Here is a 15,617-nt window from a genome sequence, read left to right as displayed (position 1 = left end):
CCGACGAACGCGCAGCGGCGGCCGCGGACCCCGTCTCCGCGGCCGCCGTCGTCCGGGCATCGCCACGGGCCGCCGGCTCTGGGAGGATACGGACATGACCTCAGACGCGAACCAGGACGCGGACGCCCCGGAGCCGGCCTTCGACAAGGACTTCTGGGAGGAGCACTGGGAGTCGCCGGAGCGCGGCGGCTCCACCGCGCCGCCCAACCCGTACGTCACCGACGAGACGCGGGATCTTGCGCCCGGGCAGGCCCTGGACGCCGGCTGCGGCATCGGGACCGAGGCGCTGGCTCTGGCCGCGGCCGGCTGGGAGGTCACCGGCGTCGACCTGTCCGAGCGGGCGATCGCGACCGCCCGGGAGCGGGCCCGCGCAGCCGGCGCCGCGAAGCGGACCCGGTGGATCGCCGCGGACCTGACCACGTGGGAGCCGGAGCAGCCGGCGGACCTCGTCATGACCAACTACGCGCACGCCTCCATCCCCCAGCTCGAGCTGTACCGGCGGATCGCCGCCTGGGTGGCGCCCGGCGGCACCCTGCTCGTCGTGGGGCACCTCGACCACGGCGGCCACCACGGCTCCCCCGCCGATGGGCACCGCCACGAGCACGACGCCGGCTGGCCGCCCGCGGAGGCCACCGTCACCGGGGCGCGGATCGCAGAGCTACTGACCCCCGACCGCTGGCGGATCGAGACCGTCGCCGAGCACACCCGGTCCCTGCCCGGGCACGGCGGGCACACCGAGCTGCGCGACGTCGTCGTGCGCGCCACGCGGACCGACGGGCCGTAGCCGAGCACGATCGGCCCGGCCGCCGCGTTCACTATTCCGTCACCACCGCCTGATACGTTCCGGGCATGGACCCCGAAGCTGCCGCCCCACGCACCCCGCAGACGCCGGACCTGTCAGATCGCGAGGGTTTCGACGAGTCGTTCCTGGGCTTGCCCGTCCCCGTGCCGGCGCTCGGCGGAGTCGAGACGGTGCTGCTGCCGTACACGCACTTCTCCGTGCTGCTGCGCCCGGACAAGCGCCTCGCCGCGGTGACGGCCCTGGGCATCGACGGGGCGAAGTTCTTCGACATCGGCCGGTCCGGGATCGACTGGCGCCTCGATCCGCGCGTGGCCGGGGACCAGCAGAGCGGCGATCGCGTCTACGCCCGCAACGACCTCGACCGCGGGCACCTGGTCCGGCGCGCGTCGGCGATCTGGGGCGACTCCCGGCAGGAAGCCGCCCGGGCCAACGAGGACACCTTCTTCTACACGAACGCGGCCCCGCAGGCAGCGAGGTACAACCAGAGCATGAACCTGTGGCTTGGCCTCGAAACCTACCTGCTGGAGCACGCCGCCGACCACGGCCGGCGCCTCGCCGTGTTCACCGGGCCGGTCTTCAGCGACCGGGATCCCGAGTACCGGGGCATCGGCATCCCGCTGCAGTACTTCAAGGTCGCCGCGTTCCTCCACGGCGGCACCCTGTCGGCCACCGGGTACGTGGTGGATCAGACGCCGCAACTGGACGACCTCCCCGACGTGCCCCGCCCGGGCGGAGCCGACGACGGCACGGCGCCCCCGCTCGGCGCGTTCCGGACCTTCCAGGTGCCCATCGGCGACATCGCCCGGCTCACGGGCCTCGACCTGCAGCAGCTCACCGCCGTGGACCGGATGCCGGCGGCCGCGGAGGACCGCGGCGCCGGGGTTCCGGCGACGTGGCGGGAACTGGAAAGCTTCGAATCCGTCGTTCTCGACTTCGAGGTTCACGGGTAGGGTTCGGGACAGCAGGCTCTTTTCGCAAAGGAAGGGACATCATGGTCACGGTTGCAGAGAATATGGTCGGCACGCTGCGTGCCAACGGCGTCGAACGGGTCTACGGACTGCCCGGGGACTCCCTGAACGGGTTCACGGACGCGCTGCGCAAGGACGGGACCATCGACTGGGTCCACGTCAGGCACGAGGAGTCCGCGGCCTTCGCGGCCGCGGCCGAGGCGGAGATGACCGGGGACCTGACGGTCTGCGCCGGATCCTGCGGGCCCGGCAACCTCCACCTGATCAACGGGCTCTTCGACGCCCAGCGCTCGCGGGTCCCCGTGCTGGCGATCGCCGCGCACATCCCCACTACGGAGATCGGCTCCAACTACTTCCAGGAGACGCACCCGCAGGAGCTCTTCCGCGAGTGCAGCGTGTACGTCGAGTACGTGGCCCACCCCTCCCAGATGCCGCGGCTCATGGAGATCGCCATGCGCACGGCGGTCGAGAAACGCGGCGTCGCCGTCCTCGTGATGCCGGGCGATGTCGCTCTGGCCGAGACCCCGAGCAACCGCAACACGGTGATCTCCCGCGCGCGCCCCGTCGTCGTGCCGTCGGAGAACGAGCTGGAGCGGGCCGCCGAACTGCTCAACCGCGGCGGGAAGACCACCATCCTGGCCGGGGCCGGCGTCGCGGGCGCCCACGCCGAGCTGCTCGCCGCGGCTGAGAAGCTGGGTGCGCCGATCGTGCACGCGATGCGCGGCAAGGAGCATGTCGAGTACGACAACCCGTACGACGTCGGCATGACCGGGCTGCTCGGCTTCTCCTCCGGCTACCGGGCCATGGAGGAAGCGGACACCCTGCTGATGGTGGGCACCGATTTCCCGTACCAGCAGTTCTATCCGGAGCACGCGACGACGATCCAGATCGACCTGCGCGGCGAGCAGCTGGGCCGGCGCCACCCGGTCGACCTGGGCCTGGTCGGCGACAGCCGTGCCACGCTCGAGGCCCTGCTGCCGAGGCTGGAGACCGCCGGCGACCGCAAGCACCTCGACGACGCCCGGCGCCACTACGCGAAGACCCGGGAGCGGCTGGACGACCTCGCCGTGCCGAGCCGCGGCAAGGCGGACATCCACCCGCAGTACCTCGCTCGGCTGCTGGACGAGAAGGCCGGCGACGACGCCGTGTTCATTCCGGACGTCGGGTCCCCTGTGGTCTGGGCGTCGCGCTACCTGACGATGAACGGGCGGCGCCGGCTGCTCGGGTCCTTCGCCCACGGCAGCATGGCGAACGCGCTGCCGCAGGCGATCGGCGTGCAGGCGAACGAGCCGGACCGCCAGGTGATCGCGATGTCCGGCGACGGCGGGCTGGCCATGCTGTTCGGCGAGCTGATCACGCTGGTGCAGAACAAGCTGCCGGTGAAGGTGGTGGTCTTCAACGACTCGTCGCTGAACTTCGTGGAGCTGGAGATGAAGGCCGCCGGGTTCGTGACCTACGGGACGGAACTGGTCAACCCGGACTTCGGGGCCGTGGCGAACGCGCTGGGGATCTGGGGCAAGCGGGTCGAATCGTCGCGGAAACTGCCGGCGGCCGTCAAGGAGTTCCTGGCCGTGGACGGGCCGGCCCTGCTGGACGTGCGGACCGAACGGCAGGAGCTGTCGATGCCGCCGAACATCACGGCCGAGCAGGTCAAGGGCTTCACCCTGTACGCGATCCGGACCGTCATGTCCGGCCGCGGCGACGAGCTGCTGGACCTGGCCAAGACCAACCTGCGCCAGCTGTTCTAGACGGGATGGGGAGACGGGTGTCGACGTCGCGTCGAAGATCCACCGCCCTCGGCTCCGCCTACGCGAAGGCCGCCCGGAACGCCTCGAGCGCCGCGTCCGGGTCGCCGCTGGCCCATCCCTCCAGTCCGACGACGCCGGTGTACCCCAGGTCCCGCAGCGCCGCCGCCACGGCCGGGTAGTGGATCTCGCCGGTGCCGGGCTCGCACCGGACCGGCACGTCCGCTACCTGGATCTCGCCGATCCACGGCGCCGCCCGCCGACCTCGGTGCCGGGGCGGACCGGAAGCCCGCCGGGCCCCCAGGCCGGTCCCGTGCAGGTTGAGCCGCGGGACATCGATCTCCTCTGCCGCGCGCAGCGACTGGCGGGCCGTCGCAACCAGCTCCCGGCGGCCGTCGTCGGACAGGAAGTCGCCGCGCAGGTAGCCGGTCATCGAGGAGAAGTCCGCCCCCGTGGCGGCCAGCGCCGGCAGGTCCTTGCTGCTTCAGTCCCAGATCTCCACAGCGAACCCGCGCTCGTGGATCCGCCGGACGCGCTCGGCCACGGGCAGGTCCAGGTAGAGCATCTCCGCGCAGGCGGCCAACGTGAATTCCATGCCGGCTCCCCTACGCGACCGTCGCCGGAGCAAGCCGGACGGCGACGCCCTCCGTGGCGGAGCGCTGCGCGGCGTCGGCCAGCAGCAGGGCCGCGCGGCCGTCCTCGTGGGCGCCCTCGACGAACGGGTCGGCCACCCAGGCGAGCTCGGCTTCCGGGTTCGCGGCGATCGAGGCGGCGTGGACGCGGCCGATGCGACCGGTGCCGACGAGGCCGAAGCGAACGGGCTTCTGCGTCATGGCGGATTTTTCCTTTGCGGTGGTGGTGCGCCCTCCGACGGGCCGTCCGCCGGTCACTGCTTGATGTCCTGGGGCTGGACGACGTAGATGTTGCCCGTGGTGACGTCCTCCTCGAGGGCCTCGAGCGTGCGGCCGCGGGTCTCGGGGACCTGCTTGTAGACGAACAGCAGGGCCAGGACGCCGATGCCGCCGAAGAGGAAGAAGGATCCGGTGAGGCCGATGCCGGCCACCAGCGACGGGAAGAACAGGGCCAGGAACCCGTTGGTGGTCCAGCCGAAGAAGACGGAGATGCCGATGCCGAGACCGCGCATATGCAGCGGGAAGATCTCGGCGAGCCACACCCACACGGCAACGTTCAGGAAGGTCTGCATCGAGAAGACGAACGCGACCACCAGCGCCAGGATCACTACAGGGCGGATCGGACTCCCCGCCGGCAGCAGCGTTGCGGCGATGCCGACCAGGAAGTGGCAGACGGTGGTCAGCGTCAGCCCGATGAGGAACGTCTTGCGACGGTCCAGCCGGTCCATGTTGCGCAGGGCGATGACGCCGCCGATCACGGCGACGACACCGAACGCGATATTCGCCAGCACCGCCTGCTGCGCGGACATCCCGGCCTCCTCCAGCACGCGCGTGCCGTAGTACATGATCGAGTTGATGCCGGTCAGCTGCTGCATCATGCTCACGCCGATGCCAACGAGCACGATCCGGAACAGCCATTTGTTGGTCAGGATCGCTTTGAAGCCGACGTCGCCGCTCTCGGCCTCTTCCTGCGCGGTCTGCTCGACCTCGCGCAGCTCGGCCAGGGCGCGCTCCTCCGAGCGCACGGTCCTCAGGACGGCGAGGGCGTCGTCGTACCGCTTCTTCTCCACGAGCCAGCGTGGAGACTCCGGCATGCGCAGCATGCCGATGAAGAGCGCCACGGCGGGAAGGGCGCACATCGCGAACATGATGCGCCACACGCCGTCCAGGTGGCCGCCGAGCAGCGAAGCGATGATCGCGTTCATCACGAACGCGGCGAGCTGCCCCGCGACGATGGCCAGCTCGTTGCGTCCCGTAATGGATCCGCGGATCTCGTAGGGCGCCATCTCGGCCAGGTAGACGGGGGCGACCGTGGAGGCGCCGCCGACGGCGAGGCCCAGCATGATGCGGCCCGCGACCAGGACTGCGAAGCCGGTCGGGGAGAACGTGCCCGACTCCGGGCCGCCCGGGGAGAAGACCACCAGCAGGGTGCCGATGAAGAACATGACCGCGAGCAGGATGATCGTTCGGCGTCGACCCCACGAGTCGGAGATCCGGCCGCAGACCAGCGCGCCGACCGCCGCGGCGAAGACCAGGGAACTGATCACGATGCCGAGCTGGATCAGGTCCAGACCGAGCTCCTGCGCCATGAGACCCTCGGCACCGTTGGTGACGCCGGTGTCGTAGCCGAAAAGCAGCCCGCCGAAGCAGGCGACGATGGAGATCAGGCCGATCCTCTTGCGATGCGGCCCCGCTGTGAGCGGTGGCAGTTTGGCGCTCACAGCGGGGCCGTGGTGGCCGGACATGGGGACTCCTCTGTCAAGTGCGTGCCTCAGGGCGAAGGCCAAGAGGCGTGTCGTGGCTCACATCCTGCACTATGTCGGTATGTCAGGTCAATCACACATGCTTACTTTGACCTCGACGCCAGGGTCGCGACCTGGCCACCCCGAGACCGAGAACAGCAGGCACGGAGAGTACCGCCCCGCGACGGGAGCGGAACCCTCGGCGCCGGGAAGCCTGCTCGTCCCGTACCAGCGCCCGCAACGCCACCCCGGACACCCCTCCCCCGAGGGTGCTCCCCTCGCATTGGGACCGCCTCCGCTTTTGTGCATCTATTGCACTAGAAGTGCATATGTTGTTAGGATCACAATCGCTGCGAGCGACCCGCACCGGCGGAAGCTAACCGCCCCACCCTGACGACGGACCGCTCGTGATTCGGCACCAAAGCCATAGGAGTCTCATGTCGATCACCACCCGTTCACCTCACGACACCCTTCTCGCGACCGCCCTGCGCAAAGCGCGCTGGCGGATTCTCCCCCTCATCTGCACGCTCTACTTCATCGCCTACCTCGACCGGAACAACGTCGGCTTCGCCCGCGAACCGATGAGCAGCGACCTCGGCCTCACCGCCACGGCCTTCGGCCTGGGCGCCGGCCTCTTCTTCGTCGGCTACACATTGTTCGAAATCCCCAGCAACGCCGGCATGCACCGATTCGGCGCGCGCCGCTGGATCTCCCGGATCCTCATTCCGTGGGGTCTGCTGGCCATGGCGACCGCGTTCGTCGTCGACGACGTCTCCTTCGCCTGGATCCGGTTCCTGCTGGGCATCGCCGAGGCGGGATTCTTCCCCGCCGTCGTCTTCTACTTCACCCTCTGGTTCCCGGTGCGGGAGCGGGCCGCCGTGCTCGGGGTGTTCGTCCTGGCGCAGCCATTGGCGAACATGCTGGGAGCGCCGCTGAGCGGCGCGCTGCTCACCCTCGACGGGCTCCTCGGGCTCCACGGCTGGCAGTGGATGTACCTTGTCGAGGGACTTCCGGCCGTGCTGTTCGGCCTCGCCGTCCCCTTCCTGCTCACGGACCGGCCGGCGAACGCCCGCTGGCTGACGGCTGCGGAACGCGGTGCCCTCGAGACCTCCATCGCCAGCGACGATGCCCGCATCACCTCACATTCGATCCTCACTTTCCGCGCGGCACTCCTGAATCGCACCGCCTGGGCCTACGCCGGCCTGAACTTCGGAATGGTGCTGGGCATCTACGGTCTCGCCTTCTGGCTCCCGTCGATTGTGGGCGAACTCGGAGACTTTCCAGCCTTCGAACGCAGCCTCGTGGTCGCGATCCCCTACGCCGCCGGCGCATGCTTCGTCCTGTGGTGGAGCCGCCGTGCCGACCGCACCGGAAAACGCGCGGCCCACGCGTCACTCAGCCTGGGACTCGCAGCCCTCGGACTGCTCGGTGCCGGCTACAGCCTCGACGTCTCCCCGATCATCGCGCTCGCTTCCCTCTCACTGGCGGCCATCGGCATCTACACCGCGATCGGACCGATGCTCTCGATGTCGGCCAGCCTCTTCTCCGGGGCGGCCGCTGCCGCCGGCATCGGACTCGTGGGCGCCGTCGGCAACATCGGCGGGTTCGTCTCGCCGATCACCGTCGGCTGGCTCACCGATCTCACCGGTTCGTCGCTAGCCGGCCTCCTCTTCCTGGCGGCAGCACTTGCCGTCACCGCCATCGCGGCCTGGCTCTTCGCCGGACGCCGCCCCGAAGGCGACACCACCCTCGCCCGACCAACCAAGGAGTCACACACATGAACGACCTCGAACTGCGCGGCAAGAACGCGCTCGTCACCGGCGGCGGTGTCGGAATCGGCGCGGCCATCGCGGAGGCACTGGCCGCACGCGGGGCACGCGTCGCCGTGACCTACAGGACCCATGCTCCCTCGGACGAAGCAGTCGGCAGGCTGCGCAGCGCCGACGGACGGCCGGCCCTGACACTCCGCTCCGACCTCACTGTCGAGGACGAGGTCCAAGCCCTCGGCGACCGGTTCGCAGCAGAACTCGGCGGTGCCGACATCGTCGTACACAACGCCGGCGGGCTCATCGAGCGGTCCCGGATCGCAGCGATGCCCCACGAGTTGTTCCGACGGATCCAGGCCGTCAACGTCGACTCCGTCTTCCTGGTCACCCGGCGCATGCTTCCGCTGATGAGCACCGGGGGACGCATCGTGACCGTGGCATCGCTGGCGGGGCGCAGCGGCGGACATGCCGGGGCGACCGCCTACGCGACGGCCAAATCGGCGCTTTTCGGCTTCACGCGCGGATTGGCCAACGAGCTGGCCCCCGAGGGGATCACCGTGAACGCTGTGGCCCCGGGGTTTATCGAGTCGACACCCTTCCACGACACCTTCACGACGGCGGAGTCCAAGCAGCAGACCGTCAGCGGCATCCCAGTGGGACGGGCCGGAGTACCCGGGGACGTCGCCGCGGCCGTCTCGTGGCTCGCCTCCCCGGGGGCCTCGTTCACGACGGGCACGATCATGGACGTCAACGGCGGACAGCACTTCAGCTGATGTTGAGGACGACGATCACCCACCCGGAAGCCTTGGCGGCCCTCGCCAGGGCCGGCCACGGCTCCCTCCTGCTCGTCGCCGATGCGCACTTCGCATCCGCGACGGCACTCGGCCCGAATGCGGCAACGATCCATGCGGCGCTCGCCCCAGGTGCTCCGCTGGTCCCGGAGGTCGCCCGGCTCCTCGCGACCACGCTGGCGATAGAGGAGGTCATGACGATGGAGGCACCAGACGCGGGGCTCGCCCGCGCGGGCCGGGAGTCGACGGCCGCTGTGCGGGACGCCACGGCGGCGCAGGAGGTTCCACATACCGCCCTCGCGCGGGACGAGTTCTTCGCCCACTGCTCGTCGCGGAGCCTCGCACTCTGCATCGTCAGCGGAGACCGGCGCAGATTCGCCAACCTTCTGCTCCGAGTCGGCGTCACGGATCCGGAGCCTGCATAATGAGGGCATGAGCTCGACCGTTTCCCGCGCCATCGAGATCCTCGAGTTGTGCAGCGAAGAACCGAGGTCGGCGGCGCAGATCGCCGCCGTCCTCGGCGTCCACCGCACGACCGTTCTGCGGACCCTGCTGACGCTTCAGGAGGCGGGCCTGGTGCGTCAGACGCAGGCCGGGGTCTTCGGCACCGGGTTCCGCCTCGCCGCACTCGCCAAGTCGGCCATGGCCCACTTCGATCTACGCGGCATCGCCCACCCGCACCTCAAGGAACTCAGCGACCGGATCGGGGCCACCGTCCAGTTCGCCGTTCCGGACCGGGACCGGATCCGGTACGTCGACAAGATCGAGCCCCGGGATTCGATCGTCCTCAACACGGAGATCGGCGGCGACGCCGTCGTCAGCACCTCGGGTGTGGCGAAGGCGATCCTCGCGTACCTGCCCGGCACCCGCCGCCGCGAGATTCTCGACCGCACGGCCTTCGAGCGGTTCACGGAGCGGTCGATCACAAGCAGAGACGCCTTCGAGCGCGAACTCACGCGCGTTCAGGAGCGGGGCTGGTCGTTCGACGACGGAGAGTACGACGATCTGTCCAACTGCATCGCCGCTCCCGTCCGCGACCACGCTGACGAGGTAGCCGGCGCGGTCTCCATCACCGCGTTCCGCACGCGACTCGACGTCGACGGACTCCGGCACCGCCTGCCGGACCTCTTGGCGACCACCGAGGCGATCAGCAGGGACCTCGGCTGGCGGGGCGGCTCGGAGTAGCGACGCCGTCCCCTGCGCGAATCAGCGCTCGACCGGGACCAGCTCCACGTCCATCCGGCCGCCGCCGACCGTTGCCCACATGATGGTGCAGACGGGCTGCCGGCGCCGGTCCGTGGGCGAGCCCGGGTTGAGGAGCCTCATACCGCGGGGCGTCACAGTATCCCAGGGGATGTGGGAGTGGCCGAAAACCAGCACGTCGGCACCGGGATACGCCTCGTCCATCCGCTCTTCGCGCTTTGCCGCCGGACCAGACTCGTGGACGACCGCCAGGTCGAGGTCCTCGATGGTGAAGCGCGCGACCTCGGGCAACCGCGCCCGCAGCTCCGGGCCGTCGTTGTTGCCGTAGACGCCGTGGAACCGGCGCGAGCGGGACTCGAGCAGATCCAGCGTGGCGGTATCGACCCAGTCCCCCGCGTGCACCACGACGTCGGCGGTGTCCACGGCGCGCAGGACCTCGTCGCCGAGTCGTTTGGCACGCGCCGGGACGTGCGTGTCGGCGAGCAGCAGGAGTTTCGTCGTCATGCGGACCATCCTCCTGATTTCCTACTCGGTAGCGGCCTCCACACCCAGGTCCTCGGCGTGACCGCTGATGATCCGCGCCAGGTCGACGTCGCGGCTGGTGATCCCGCCGACGTCGTGGCTGGAGAGCGTGACGCCGACCTCGGGGTAGGTGAGCGTGATGTCCGGGTGGTGGTTGGCCTCCTCGGCGGAGCCGCCGATGCGGTTCACCAGGTCCAGCCCGGTGGCGAAGTCCTGGGTCTGGAAGTGCGCGGTCAGGGTCTCGTCGGCCAGCCGCCAGCCGGCGAGGCCGGCTTCGGCGATCTCTGACGGGGACAGCTTCTGTTTCGGGTCAGTCATGCTGCCATGATGGCCCCTGCCGGGCCCCGCGGGCTACCCCTCGCGGCATGGACCGGTCGGCTCCGGCACGAGAAAAGGCCCGGACCGAGGTCCGGGCCTTTCATCATCTCTGGTGGAGGTAAGGGGATTCGAACCCCTGACCTTCTGCATGCCATGCAGACGCGCTACCAACTGCGCCATACCCCCAGAAGGGAGGTTCCCACCGGAGCGGTGAACCGGATAGAAACTATACAGGACCGCCGAAGCACGGACAAAATCGGCTCCTACAGGGCAACCGTCCGGAAGCCGCAGTTGCTCGACGAGGACTCCGGCGTGTTCGACGAGCGGGCCGCCACCCGGTAGCGGTGGCAGTACGAGTCGTGGCACAGGAACGAGCCGCCGCGCATCACCCGGCCGGCCCCGATCGTCGGCCCCTTCGGTTCCTGCACGGGCGCCTTCCGGTAGTACTTGGGCAGGAACCAGTCGGCGCACCACTCCCACACGTTCCCGGCCACCTCGTACAGCCCGTACCCGTTGGCGGGGAACGAACGGACCGGCGCGGTGCCGACGAACCCGTCGTCGCCGGTGTTCGTCCGCGGGAACTCGCCCTGCCAGATGTTGCACCGGTGCTCGCCGTCCGGGGTCAGCTCGTCGCCCCAGGCGAACCGGCGCCCCTCGAGCCCGCCGCGCGCGGCGAACTCCCACTCCGCCTCGGTCGGCAGGCGCCGGCCCGCCCACCGGCAGTAGGCCAGGGCGTCGTCGTGGGAGACGTGCACCGCCGGATGCTCCGGCACGTCGCGCCAGGACGACGACGGCCCCGTCGGGTGCGCCCAGTCGGCGCCGGCGACGTTGAGCCACCACGGGGCGCCGGCGGCCGCGCCGATCACCTCGCCCCGCCCCGCCGTCGAGAGCAGGTGGAAGACCGCTGAGGAACCGTAGCGCTCGGCGTCGCTCCGGTACCCGGTCTCCTCGACGAACCGGGCGAACATCGCATTCGTCACCGCGGTCGCGTCGATCCGGAAGCCGCCGAGCTCGACGGGGTGCACGGGCGTCTCGCCGTCGGAGGGGTAGCCCTCGTCGAAGGCGTCCCCCATCTCGAACCGGCCGCCGGCGAGCGCCACGTCGTCGTGCTCCACCGCGGGCGCCGCGGCCGCCGCGAGCGGCTCGGCGCGCTCGGCCGGGGGGACGTCGCGGGCAGGCGAACAGCAGGCGGCAGGCATGTGGTCCATGCCCTCCAGTCTAGGGCGGCGGCCCCGCGCGCCAGGGCGACCCCGGGGAAGATTTCAGGGCGATCCCCCACATCAATCTGCCAGCAACGATCACTAGACTTGCACGCATGATTGGGGATACCGCGCCCGGGCGCGACCGGGCCGCCGGGAAGACCGGCCAGAGCGCAGCAGCCCGCATGATGTGGCCGCGCATCGCGCTCATCGCCGTGACCATCACGGGCATCGCGCTGCTCATGTACTTCGTCCAGGGCGCGCGCGACATCGTCGCCCCGGTCTTCCTCGGGCTGAACCTCATGATCGTCGCCTACCCGCTGCAGAAGCTCATGGTGGCGCGCGGCGTCCAGCGCTACCTCGCCGCGGCGGCGACCCTCGTCGTCGTGCTGGTCCTGATCGGCGTGTTCTTCGGATCCACCGGCTGGGCCGTGGGCGAGCTGCTACGCGAGCTGCCGCAGTACAACCGCGAATTCAACGAGCTCTGGGTCGAGATCAGCGCGGGCCTGTCCCAGCTGGGCATCAGCCAGACGATGGTCCTCGAGGAGTTCCGGGCCATCGGCGCCGGAAGCATCGTCAGCCTGCTCACTCCGCTGGTCACCAACGTCACGGGTGTGCTCGCCGTCCTCGTCACGGTGGTGATGGCGGTGTTCTTCCTGGCGATGGACTCGGCCGGGTTCGGCCGCCGCCTCGACATGGTCCGGCGCGCCCGCCCCTCCACGCACCACGCGTTGATGAACTTCGCGCACGGCGTGCGCCGGTACTGGATCGTGACCACCGTGTTCGGGCTGATCGTGGCGGCACTCGACGTGTTCGCGCTCGCGATCATCGACGTCCCGCTGATCTGGGTGTGGGGCGTGCTCGCCTACCTGACCAACTACATCCCGAACATCGGGTTCATCATCGGCCTCGTGCCACCCGCGCTGCTGGCCCTGCTGGACTCGGGCGGCGGGGCGGCGATCGCCGTCGTCGTCACCTACTCGGTTCTGAACTTCTCCGTCCAGTCCATCATCCAGCCGAAGTTCACCGGCCAGTCCGTCGGCGTGACGCCGATGGTCTCGTTCCTCTCCCTCATGTTCTGGTACTGGGTGCTCGGCTGGCTGGGCGCGCTGCTGGCGCTGCCGGCCACCCTGCTGCTCAAGTCGTTCCTGATCGACGCGGACCCCACGGCCCGCTGGATCAACGCACTCGTCTCCTCCAACCCGGAGGGCGAGGTCCCGGCGGAGATGCTGGCACCGGTGAGCGGCCCCGGCGGGACCGGGGACGGGCCGCAGAACGACGACGCGGGCGGACCGCCGTCGTCGACCGCAGAGACGCCCTCTCCCGACACCGCCGACGCCCCGCCCAAGGCGAGCTGACCGGCTCCCGCCGGGCAGGAAGCCGACCGCCGGCTACCGCGCCGGCCGCGCCTTCATGAGCGTGACGCCGGAACCGAAGGACTCGAGGCTCGACGGCTCGAGCTCGACACGGGACTCGAGCCCGCCGAAGAGCGGCTGTCCCTCCCGCAGGTAGACGGGGTGGAGCAGCAGGTGGAACTCGTCGACCAGGCCGAGCCCCGTGAGAGCGCGGACGATGCTGAGGCTGCCGTACACCACGACCGTCCCCTCGATCGCCGCGATCGCGGCCGGGTCGATCCGGTCGAACACGTGGGTCCCCTCCCACGTGGCCGTCTCGCTCGTTGCGGAAACGACGTACTTCGGCAACTCGTCGAGGCGCCGGCCGAAGGCGCGCACCGCGTCGGACTCCTCCGGATTCCGCGCCGCCGCGGGCCAGTAGCCGGCGAAATCGCCATGGGTGACGCGGCCGAGCAGCAGCGCGTCGGCGTCGTCGACCAGGGCCTGCTCGTAGTCCATGGCCCGGTCGTCGATCCGCAGCCAGTCCAGTTCGTCCTCCGGGCCGGCGACGAATCCGTCGAGCGTGGTCCACATCGAGACGATGATCTTCGGCATCGCGTCCCCCTTCGTGTGACGGCCGAGCGGAGTCGGCTCCGTCATCCCGACCCTCGCGCCACAGCCGGAGCCTGTCAAGAGTCTCCGGCACGGGGTTCCGCAATGCGCTCCGGCAGGCAAGAATAGCGTCAGGGTGTCCGGATCGGCGCCCGCTCCCTGCTGCGAAAGGCACCACGATGACCATCGGACTCACCCCGTACCTGCAGTTCAACGGCCAGGCCAAGGACGCCCTCGAGTTCTACCACTCGGTGTTCGGCGGTGAACTCGGCATGATGACCTACGCCGAGGGCATGGGCGAGGGCGCCGGGGACGCGGGAGGCAACATCATGCACGGATCCCTGTTCCTCGACCGTGGCATCCACCTCATGGCCTCCGACCTGCCCGACGGCATGGAAGGCAACGGCTACGGCACCATCTCGCTGAGCAGCAGCGGCGACTCGGAGTCGGACGCGTCCGAGCTCGAGGACTGGTGGGAGAAGCTCGCCGGCGAGTCGACCGTCAGCATCCCGCTCGAGACCGCACCGTGGGGCGACAGGTTCGGTCAGCTCACCGACCGGTTCGGCGTCAACTGGATGTTCAACATCACCGCCACCGCGAGCTAGGCCGCGCGGGCGGTCTTCCGGCGGTGCACAAAGCCGGAGACGAGGGCCAGGACGAGGCCGCCGACGGCGAGCATCGCCCCCACGTAGGCCGGCGCCTGGTAGCCGAGCCCGGCGTTGATGACCGCTGCGCCGAGGGCCGCGCCCAGTGCGTTCGCGATGTTCAGGGCCGAGTGGTTCAGCGACGCCGCGAGCGACTGGGCCTTCGGCGCCGAATCCATGAGCAGGGACTGCAGGCCCGGCGCGAGGAGCGAGCCCACACCTCCCATGATGAACACGAAGATCAGCGCCAGCCACGGGATCGGCGAGACCAGGCCGAAGACGACCATGACGATCGTCAGGGACGTCATCGAGATGTAGAGGCTGCCGAACACGGACCAGTCGGCGAGCCGGCCGCCGACGAGGTTGCCGACCACCATGCCCAGGCCGTAGAGGCCCAGCACCAGCGGGACGACCTCGATCGGCAGCCCCGTCACGTCGGTCAGGATCGGGCTGATGTAGGAGTAGACGGCGAAGAAGCCGCCGAAGCCGACAATGCCGGTGCAGATCGCCAGCCAGACGCCGCCGCTCTTCAGCGCGGTCAGTTCCCGGCGGATGCTCGCGTCGGCGTGCGCAGGACTGAACGGGACGAACGTGCGGATCGAGATCCAGGTCAGCACGCCGATCAGGGCGACGGCCAGGAACATCGACCGCCAGCCGAGCTGCTGGCCGAGCCACGTGAACAGCGGCACGCCGATGACGTTCGCGACCGCGAGGCCGAGCATGATCCACGCGATCGCCCGCCCGCGCTTCGTCGGCGGAACCAGCGTCGAGGCGAGGATCGCGGCCAGCCCGAAGTAGGCGCCGTGCGGCAGCCCGGAGAGGAAGCGCGTGAAGACCATGACCTCGTAGGTGGGCGCGAAGAACGAGGAGGCGTTGGCCAGCGTGAAGACCACCATGAGCCAGAGGACCATCGTCCGCTTCGGCACGCGGGCGCCGAGTGCGGTCAGCACGGGCGCGCCCACCACCACGCCAAGCGCGTAGGCGGAGATCATCAGGCCCATGTCCTGGTTGCGCACGCCGAGGTCGACGGCGCCCTCCTGGAGCAGACCCATGATCGTGAACTCGGTGGTGCCGATGCCGAACCCGCCCATGGCGAGGGCGATGACCGCGAGCAGGAGCGGGCGGCCTTCGAGGAGCGTGGAGGCGGCGGGAGCCGTCGGAGCGGTGGTGGTCATCTGGCCTTCCAGGGGAAGTAGGTGCGGCAGAGGGGTGTGCGACGACGGCGTCGCACCCATTGTCTCCCATCCCGCCCACCGCGTCGCCCGCGCGGGGCGAAGCATGACGAAGCTCTCGCGGGACTCCTCATCCACAAGCGCCGGAAACCGGCGCGCCCGCCCCA

17 protein-coding genes and 1 tRNA gene are annotated in these 15,617 nt (G+C 69.9%); 9 read left to right on the top strand and 9 right to left on the bottom strand.

Going from position 1 to position 15,617, the window contains the following annotated elements; all coding sequences use genetic code 11:
* Positions 1-94: 94 nt before the first annotated feature.
* From IE069_RS07545 to poxB, 3 genes are all read left to right on the top strand, one after another.
* A complete protein-coding gene (locus IE069_RS07545) occupies positions 95-784 on the top strand; it encodes a class I SAM-dependent methyltransferase (RefSeq protein ID WP_189349500.1) in 690 nt (229 codons plus the stop codon).
* Between the two features lie 65 nt (positions 785-849).
* Positions 850-1,752, top strand: coding sequence for a DNA/RNA non-specific endonuclease (locus IE069_RS07540; RefSeq protein ID WP_189349499.1), 903 nt, complete (start codon positions 850-852; stop codon positions 1,750-1,752).
* A 41-nt stretch (positions 1,753-1,793) separates the two neighbouring features.
* Positions 1,794-3,518, top strand: a complete 1,725-nt coding sequence (gene poxB / locus IE069_RS07535) for a ubiquinone-dependent pyruvate dehydrogenase (RefSeq protein ID WP_189349498.1) — start codon at positions 1,794-1,796, stop codon at positions 3,516-3,518.
* Positions 3,519-3,576: 58 nt separating this feature from the next.
* Here poxB and IE069_RS07530 read toward each other — a convergent pair whose 3' ends face one another.
* The 3 genes from IE069_RS07530 to IE069_RS07520 form a co-directional block, all read right to left on the bottom strand.
* Complete coding sequence (locus tag IE069_RS07530) at positions 3,577-3,948, bottom strand: TIM barrel protein (protein WP_308425380.1); 372 nt, start codon at positions 3,946-3,948, stop codon at positions 3,577-3,579.
* A gap of 172 nt (positions 3,949-4,120) precedes the next feature.
* Entirely contained in the window at positions 4,121-4,348 is a 228-nt protein-coding gene (locus tag IE069_RS15780; protein WP_373287801.1) for a hypothetical protein, read from the bottom strand.
* A gap of 53 nt (positions 4,349-4,401) precedes the next feature.
* Positions 4,402-5,892, bottom strand: a complete 1,491-nt coding sequence (locus IE069_RS07520; RefSeq protein ID WP_189349497.1) for a sugar porter family MFS transporter — start codon at positions 5,890-5,892, stop codon at positions 4,402-4,404.
* Between the two features lie 434 nt (positions 5,893-6,326).
* Here IE069_RS07520 and IE069_RS07515 point away from each other — a divergent pair, with 434 nt between their 5' ends.
* Genes IE069_RS07515 through IE069_RS07500 form a run of 4 tightly spaced genes read left to right on the top strand, consistent with a single transcriptional unit; the run spans position 6,327 to position 9,631 of the window.
* A complete protein-coding gene (locus IE069_RS07515; RefSeq protein WP_189349496.1) occupies positions 6,327-7,670 on the top strand; it encodes an MFS transporter in 1,344 nt (447 codons plus the stop codon).
* Positions 7,667-8,428, top strand: coding sequence for an SDR family NAD(P)-dependent oxidoreductase (locus IE069_RS07510; protein ID WP_189349495.1), 762 nt, complete (start codon positions 7,667-7,669; stop codon positions 8,426-8,428). The genes IE069_RS07515 and IE069_RS07510 overlap by 4 nt, the downstream gene beginning before the upstream one ends.
* A complete protein-coding gene (locus tag IE069_RS07505; RefSeq protein WP_189349494.1) occupies positions 8,428-8,871 on the top strand; it encodes an RbsD/FucU domain-containing protein in 444 nt (147 codons plus the stop codon). The genes IE069_RS07510 and IE069_RS07505 overlap by 1 nt, the downstream gene beginning before the upstream one ends.
* Before the next feature lie 7 nt (positions 8,872-8,878).
* Entirely contained in the window at positions 8,879-9,631 is a 753-nt protein-coding gene (locus IE069_RS07500) for an IclR family transcriptional regulator (RefSeq protein ID WP_189349493.1), read from the top strand.
* A 21-nt stretch (positions 9,632-9,652) separates the two neighbouring features.
* Here IE069_RS07500 and IE069_RS07495 read toward each other — a convergent pair whose 3' ends face one another.
* The 4 genes from IE069_RS07495 to IE069_RS07480 form a co-directional block, all read right to left on the bottom strand.
* Positions 9,653-10,153 carry a metallophosphoesterase family protein gene (locus IE069_RS07495; protein ID WP_189349492.1) on the bottom strand — a complete coding sequence of 167 codons (501 nt, stop codon included), beginning with the start codon at positions 10,151-10,153 and terminating at the stop codon, positions 9,653-9,655.
* 21 nt (positions 10,154-10,174) lie between these two features.
* Positions 10,175-10,489, bottom strand: coding sequence for a 4a-hydroxytetrahydrobiopterin dehydratase (locus tag IE069_RS07490; RefSeq protein ID WP_189349491.1), 315 nt, complete (start codon positions 10,487-10,489; stop codon positions 10,175-10,177).
* 110 nt (positions 10,490-10,599) lie between these two features.
* Positions 10,600-10,675, bottom strand: a tRNA-Ala gene (locus tag IE069_RS07485).
* A gap of 77 nt (positions 10,676-10,752) precedes the next feature.
* Positions 10,753-11,688: a formylglycine-generating enzyme family protein gene (locus tag IE069_RS07480; protein ID WP_189349556.1), complete on the bottom strand. Its 936-nt coding sequence runs from the start codon at positions 11,686-11,688 to the stop codon at positions 10,753-10,755.
* A gap of 116 nt (positions 11,689-11,804) precedes the next feature.
* On the opposite strand from IE069_RS07480, the gene IE069_RS07475 reads away from it, so the two are divergent.
* Positions 11,805-13,046, top strand: coding sequence for an AI-2E family transporter (locus IE069_RS07475; RefSeq protein WP_229791009.1), 1,242 nt, complete (start codon positions 11,805-11,807; stop codon positions 13,044-13,046).
* Between the two features lie 33 nt (positions 13,047-13,079).
* On the opposite strand, the gene IE069_RS07470 is transcribed toward IE069_RS07475, so the two are convergent.
* Positions 13,080-13,682, bottom strand: a complete 603-nt coding sequence (locus IE069_RS07470; RefSeq protein WP_189349490.1) for a dihydrofolate reductase family protein — start codon at positions 13,680-13,682, stop codon at positions 13,080-13,082.
* Positions 13,683-13,813: 131 nt separating this feature from the next.
* On the opposite strand from IE069_RS07470, the gene IE069_RS07465 reads away from it, so the two are divergent.
* A complete protein-coding gene (locus IE069_RS07465) occupies positions 13,814-14,239 on the top strand; it encodes a VOC family protein (RefSeq protein ID WP_189349489.1) in 426 nt (141 codons plus the stop codon).
* Here the strand turns inward: IE069_RS07465 and IE069_RS07460 are convergent.
* On the bottom strand, positions 14,236-15,453 hold the full coding sequence (locus IE069_RS07460; protein ID WP_189349488.1) for an MFS transporter: 1,218 nt from the start codon (positions 15,451-15,453) through the stop codon (positions 14,236-14,238). The genes IE069_RS07465 and IE069_RS07460 overlap by 4 nt on opposite strands.
* Positions 15,454-15,617 lie beyond the last annotated feature (164 nt).

Source organism: Zhihengliuella salsuginis (assembly GCF_014651715.1).
GTDB lineage: Bacteria > Actinomycetota > Actinomycetes > Actinomycetales > Micrococcaceae > Zhihengliuella > Zhihengliuella salsuginis.
The sequence above is the reverse complement of the archived record's forward strand: the minus strand, read 5'-3'. Positions and strand labels throughout refer to the sequence as shown.

Bases quoted from the DNA above. Each gene is read 5' to 3' on its own strand.
- IE069_RS07480 (WP_189349556.1), bottom strand. From the start codon at position 11,688: ATGCCTGCCGCCTGCTGTTCGCCTGCCCGCGACGTCCCCCCGGCCGAG.
- IE069_RS07460 (WP_189349488.1), bottom strand. From the start codon at position 15,453: ATGACCACCACCGCTCCGACGGCTCCCGCCGCCTCCACGCTCCTCGAA.
- IE069_RS07520 (WP_189349497.1), bottom strand. From the start codon at position 5,892: ATGTCCGGCCACCACGGCCCCGCTGTGAGCGCCAAACTGCCACCGCTC.
- IE069_RS07475 (WP_229791009.1), top strand. From the start codon at position 11,805: ATGATTGGGGATACCGCGCCCGGGCGCGACCGGGCCGCCGGGAAGACC.
- poxB (WP_189349498.1), top strand. From the start codon at position 1,794: ATGGTCACGGTTGCAGAGAATATGGTCGGCACGCTGCGTGCCAACGGC.
- IE069_RS07470 (WP_189349490.1), bottom strand. From the start codon at position 13,682: ATGACGGAGCCGACTCCGCTCGGCCGTCACACGAAGGGGGACGCGATG.
- IE069_RS07510 (WP_189349495.1), top strand. From the start codon at position 7,667: ATGAACGACCTCGAACTGCGCGGCAAGAACGCGCTCGTCACCGGCGGC.
- IE069_RS07465 (WP_189349489.1), top strand. From the start codon at position 13,814: ATGACCATCGGACTCACCCCGTACCTGCAGTTCAACGGCCAGGCCAAG.
- IE069_RS07515 (WP_189349496.1), top strand. From the start codon at position 6,327: ATGTCGATCACCACCCGTTCACCTCACGACACCCTTCTCGCGACCGCC.
- IE069_RS15780 (WP_373287801.1), bottom strand. From the start codon at position 4,348: ATGACGCAGAAGCCCGTTCGCTTCGGCCTCGTCGGCACCGGTCGCATC.
- IE069_RS07500 (WP_189349493.1), top strand. From the start codon at position 8,879: ATGAGCTCGACCGTTTCCCGCGCCATCGAGATCCTCGAGTTGTGCAGC.
- IE069_RS07490 (WP_189349491.1), bottom strand. From the start codon at position 10,489: ATGACTGACCCGAAACAGAAGCTGTCCCCGTCAGAGATCGCCGAAGCC.
- IE069_RS07530 (WP_308425380.1), bottom strand. From the start codon at position 3,948: ATGACCGGCTACCTGCGCGGCGACTTCCTGTCCGACGACGGCCGCCGG.
- IE069_RS07495 (WP_189349492.1), bottom strand. From the start codon at position 10,153: ATGACGACGAAACTCCTGCTGCTCGCCGACACGCACGTCCCGGCGCGT.
- IE069_RS07545 (WP_189349500.1), top strand. From the start codon at position 95: ATGACCTCAGACGCGAACCAGGACGCGGACGCCCCGGAGCCGGCCTTC.
- IE069_RS07540 (WP_189349499.1), top strand. From the start codon at position 850: ATGGACCCCGAAGCTGCCGCCCCACGCACCCCGCAGACGCCGGACCTG.
- IE069_RS07505 (WP_189349494.1), top strand. From the start codon at position 8,428: ATGTTGAGGACGACGATCACCCACCCGGAAGCCTTGGCGGCCCTCGCC.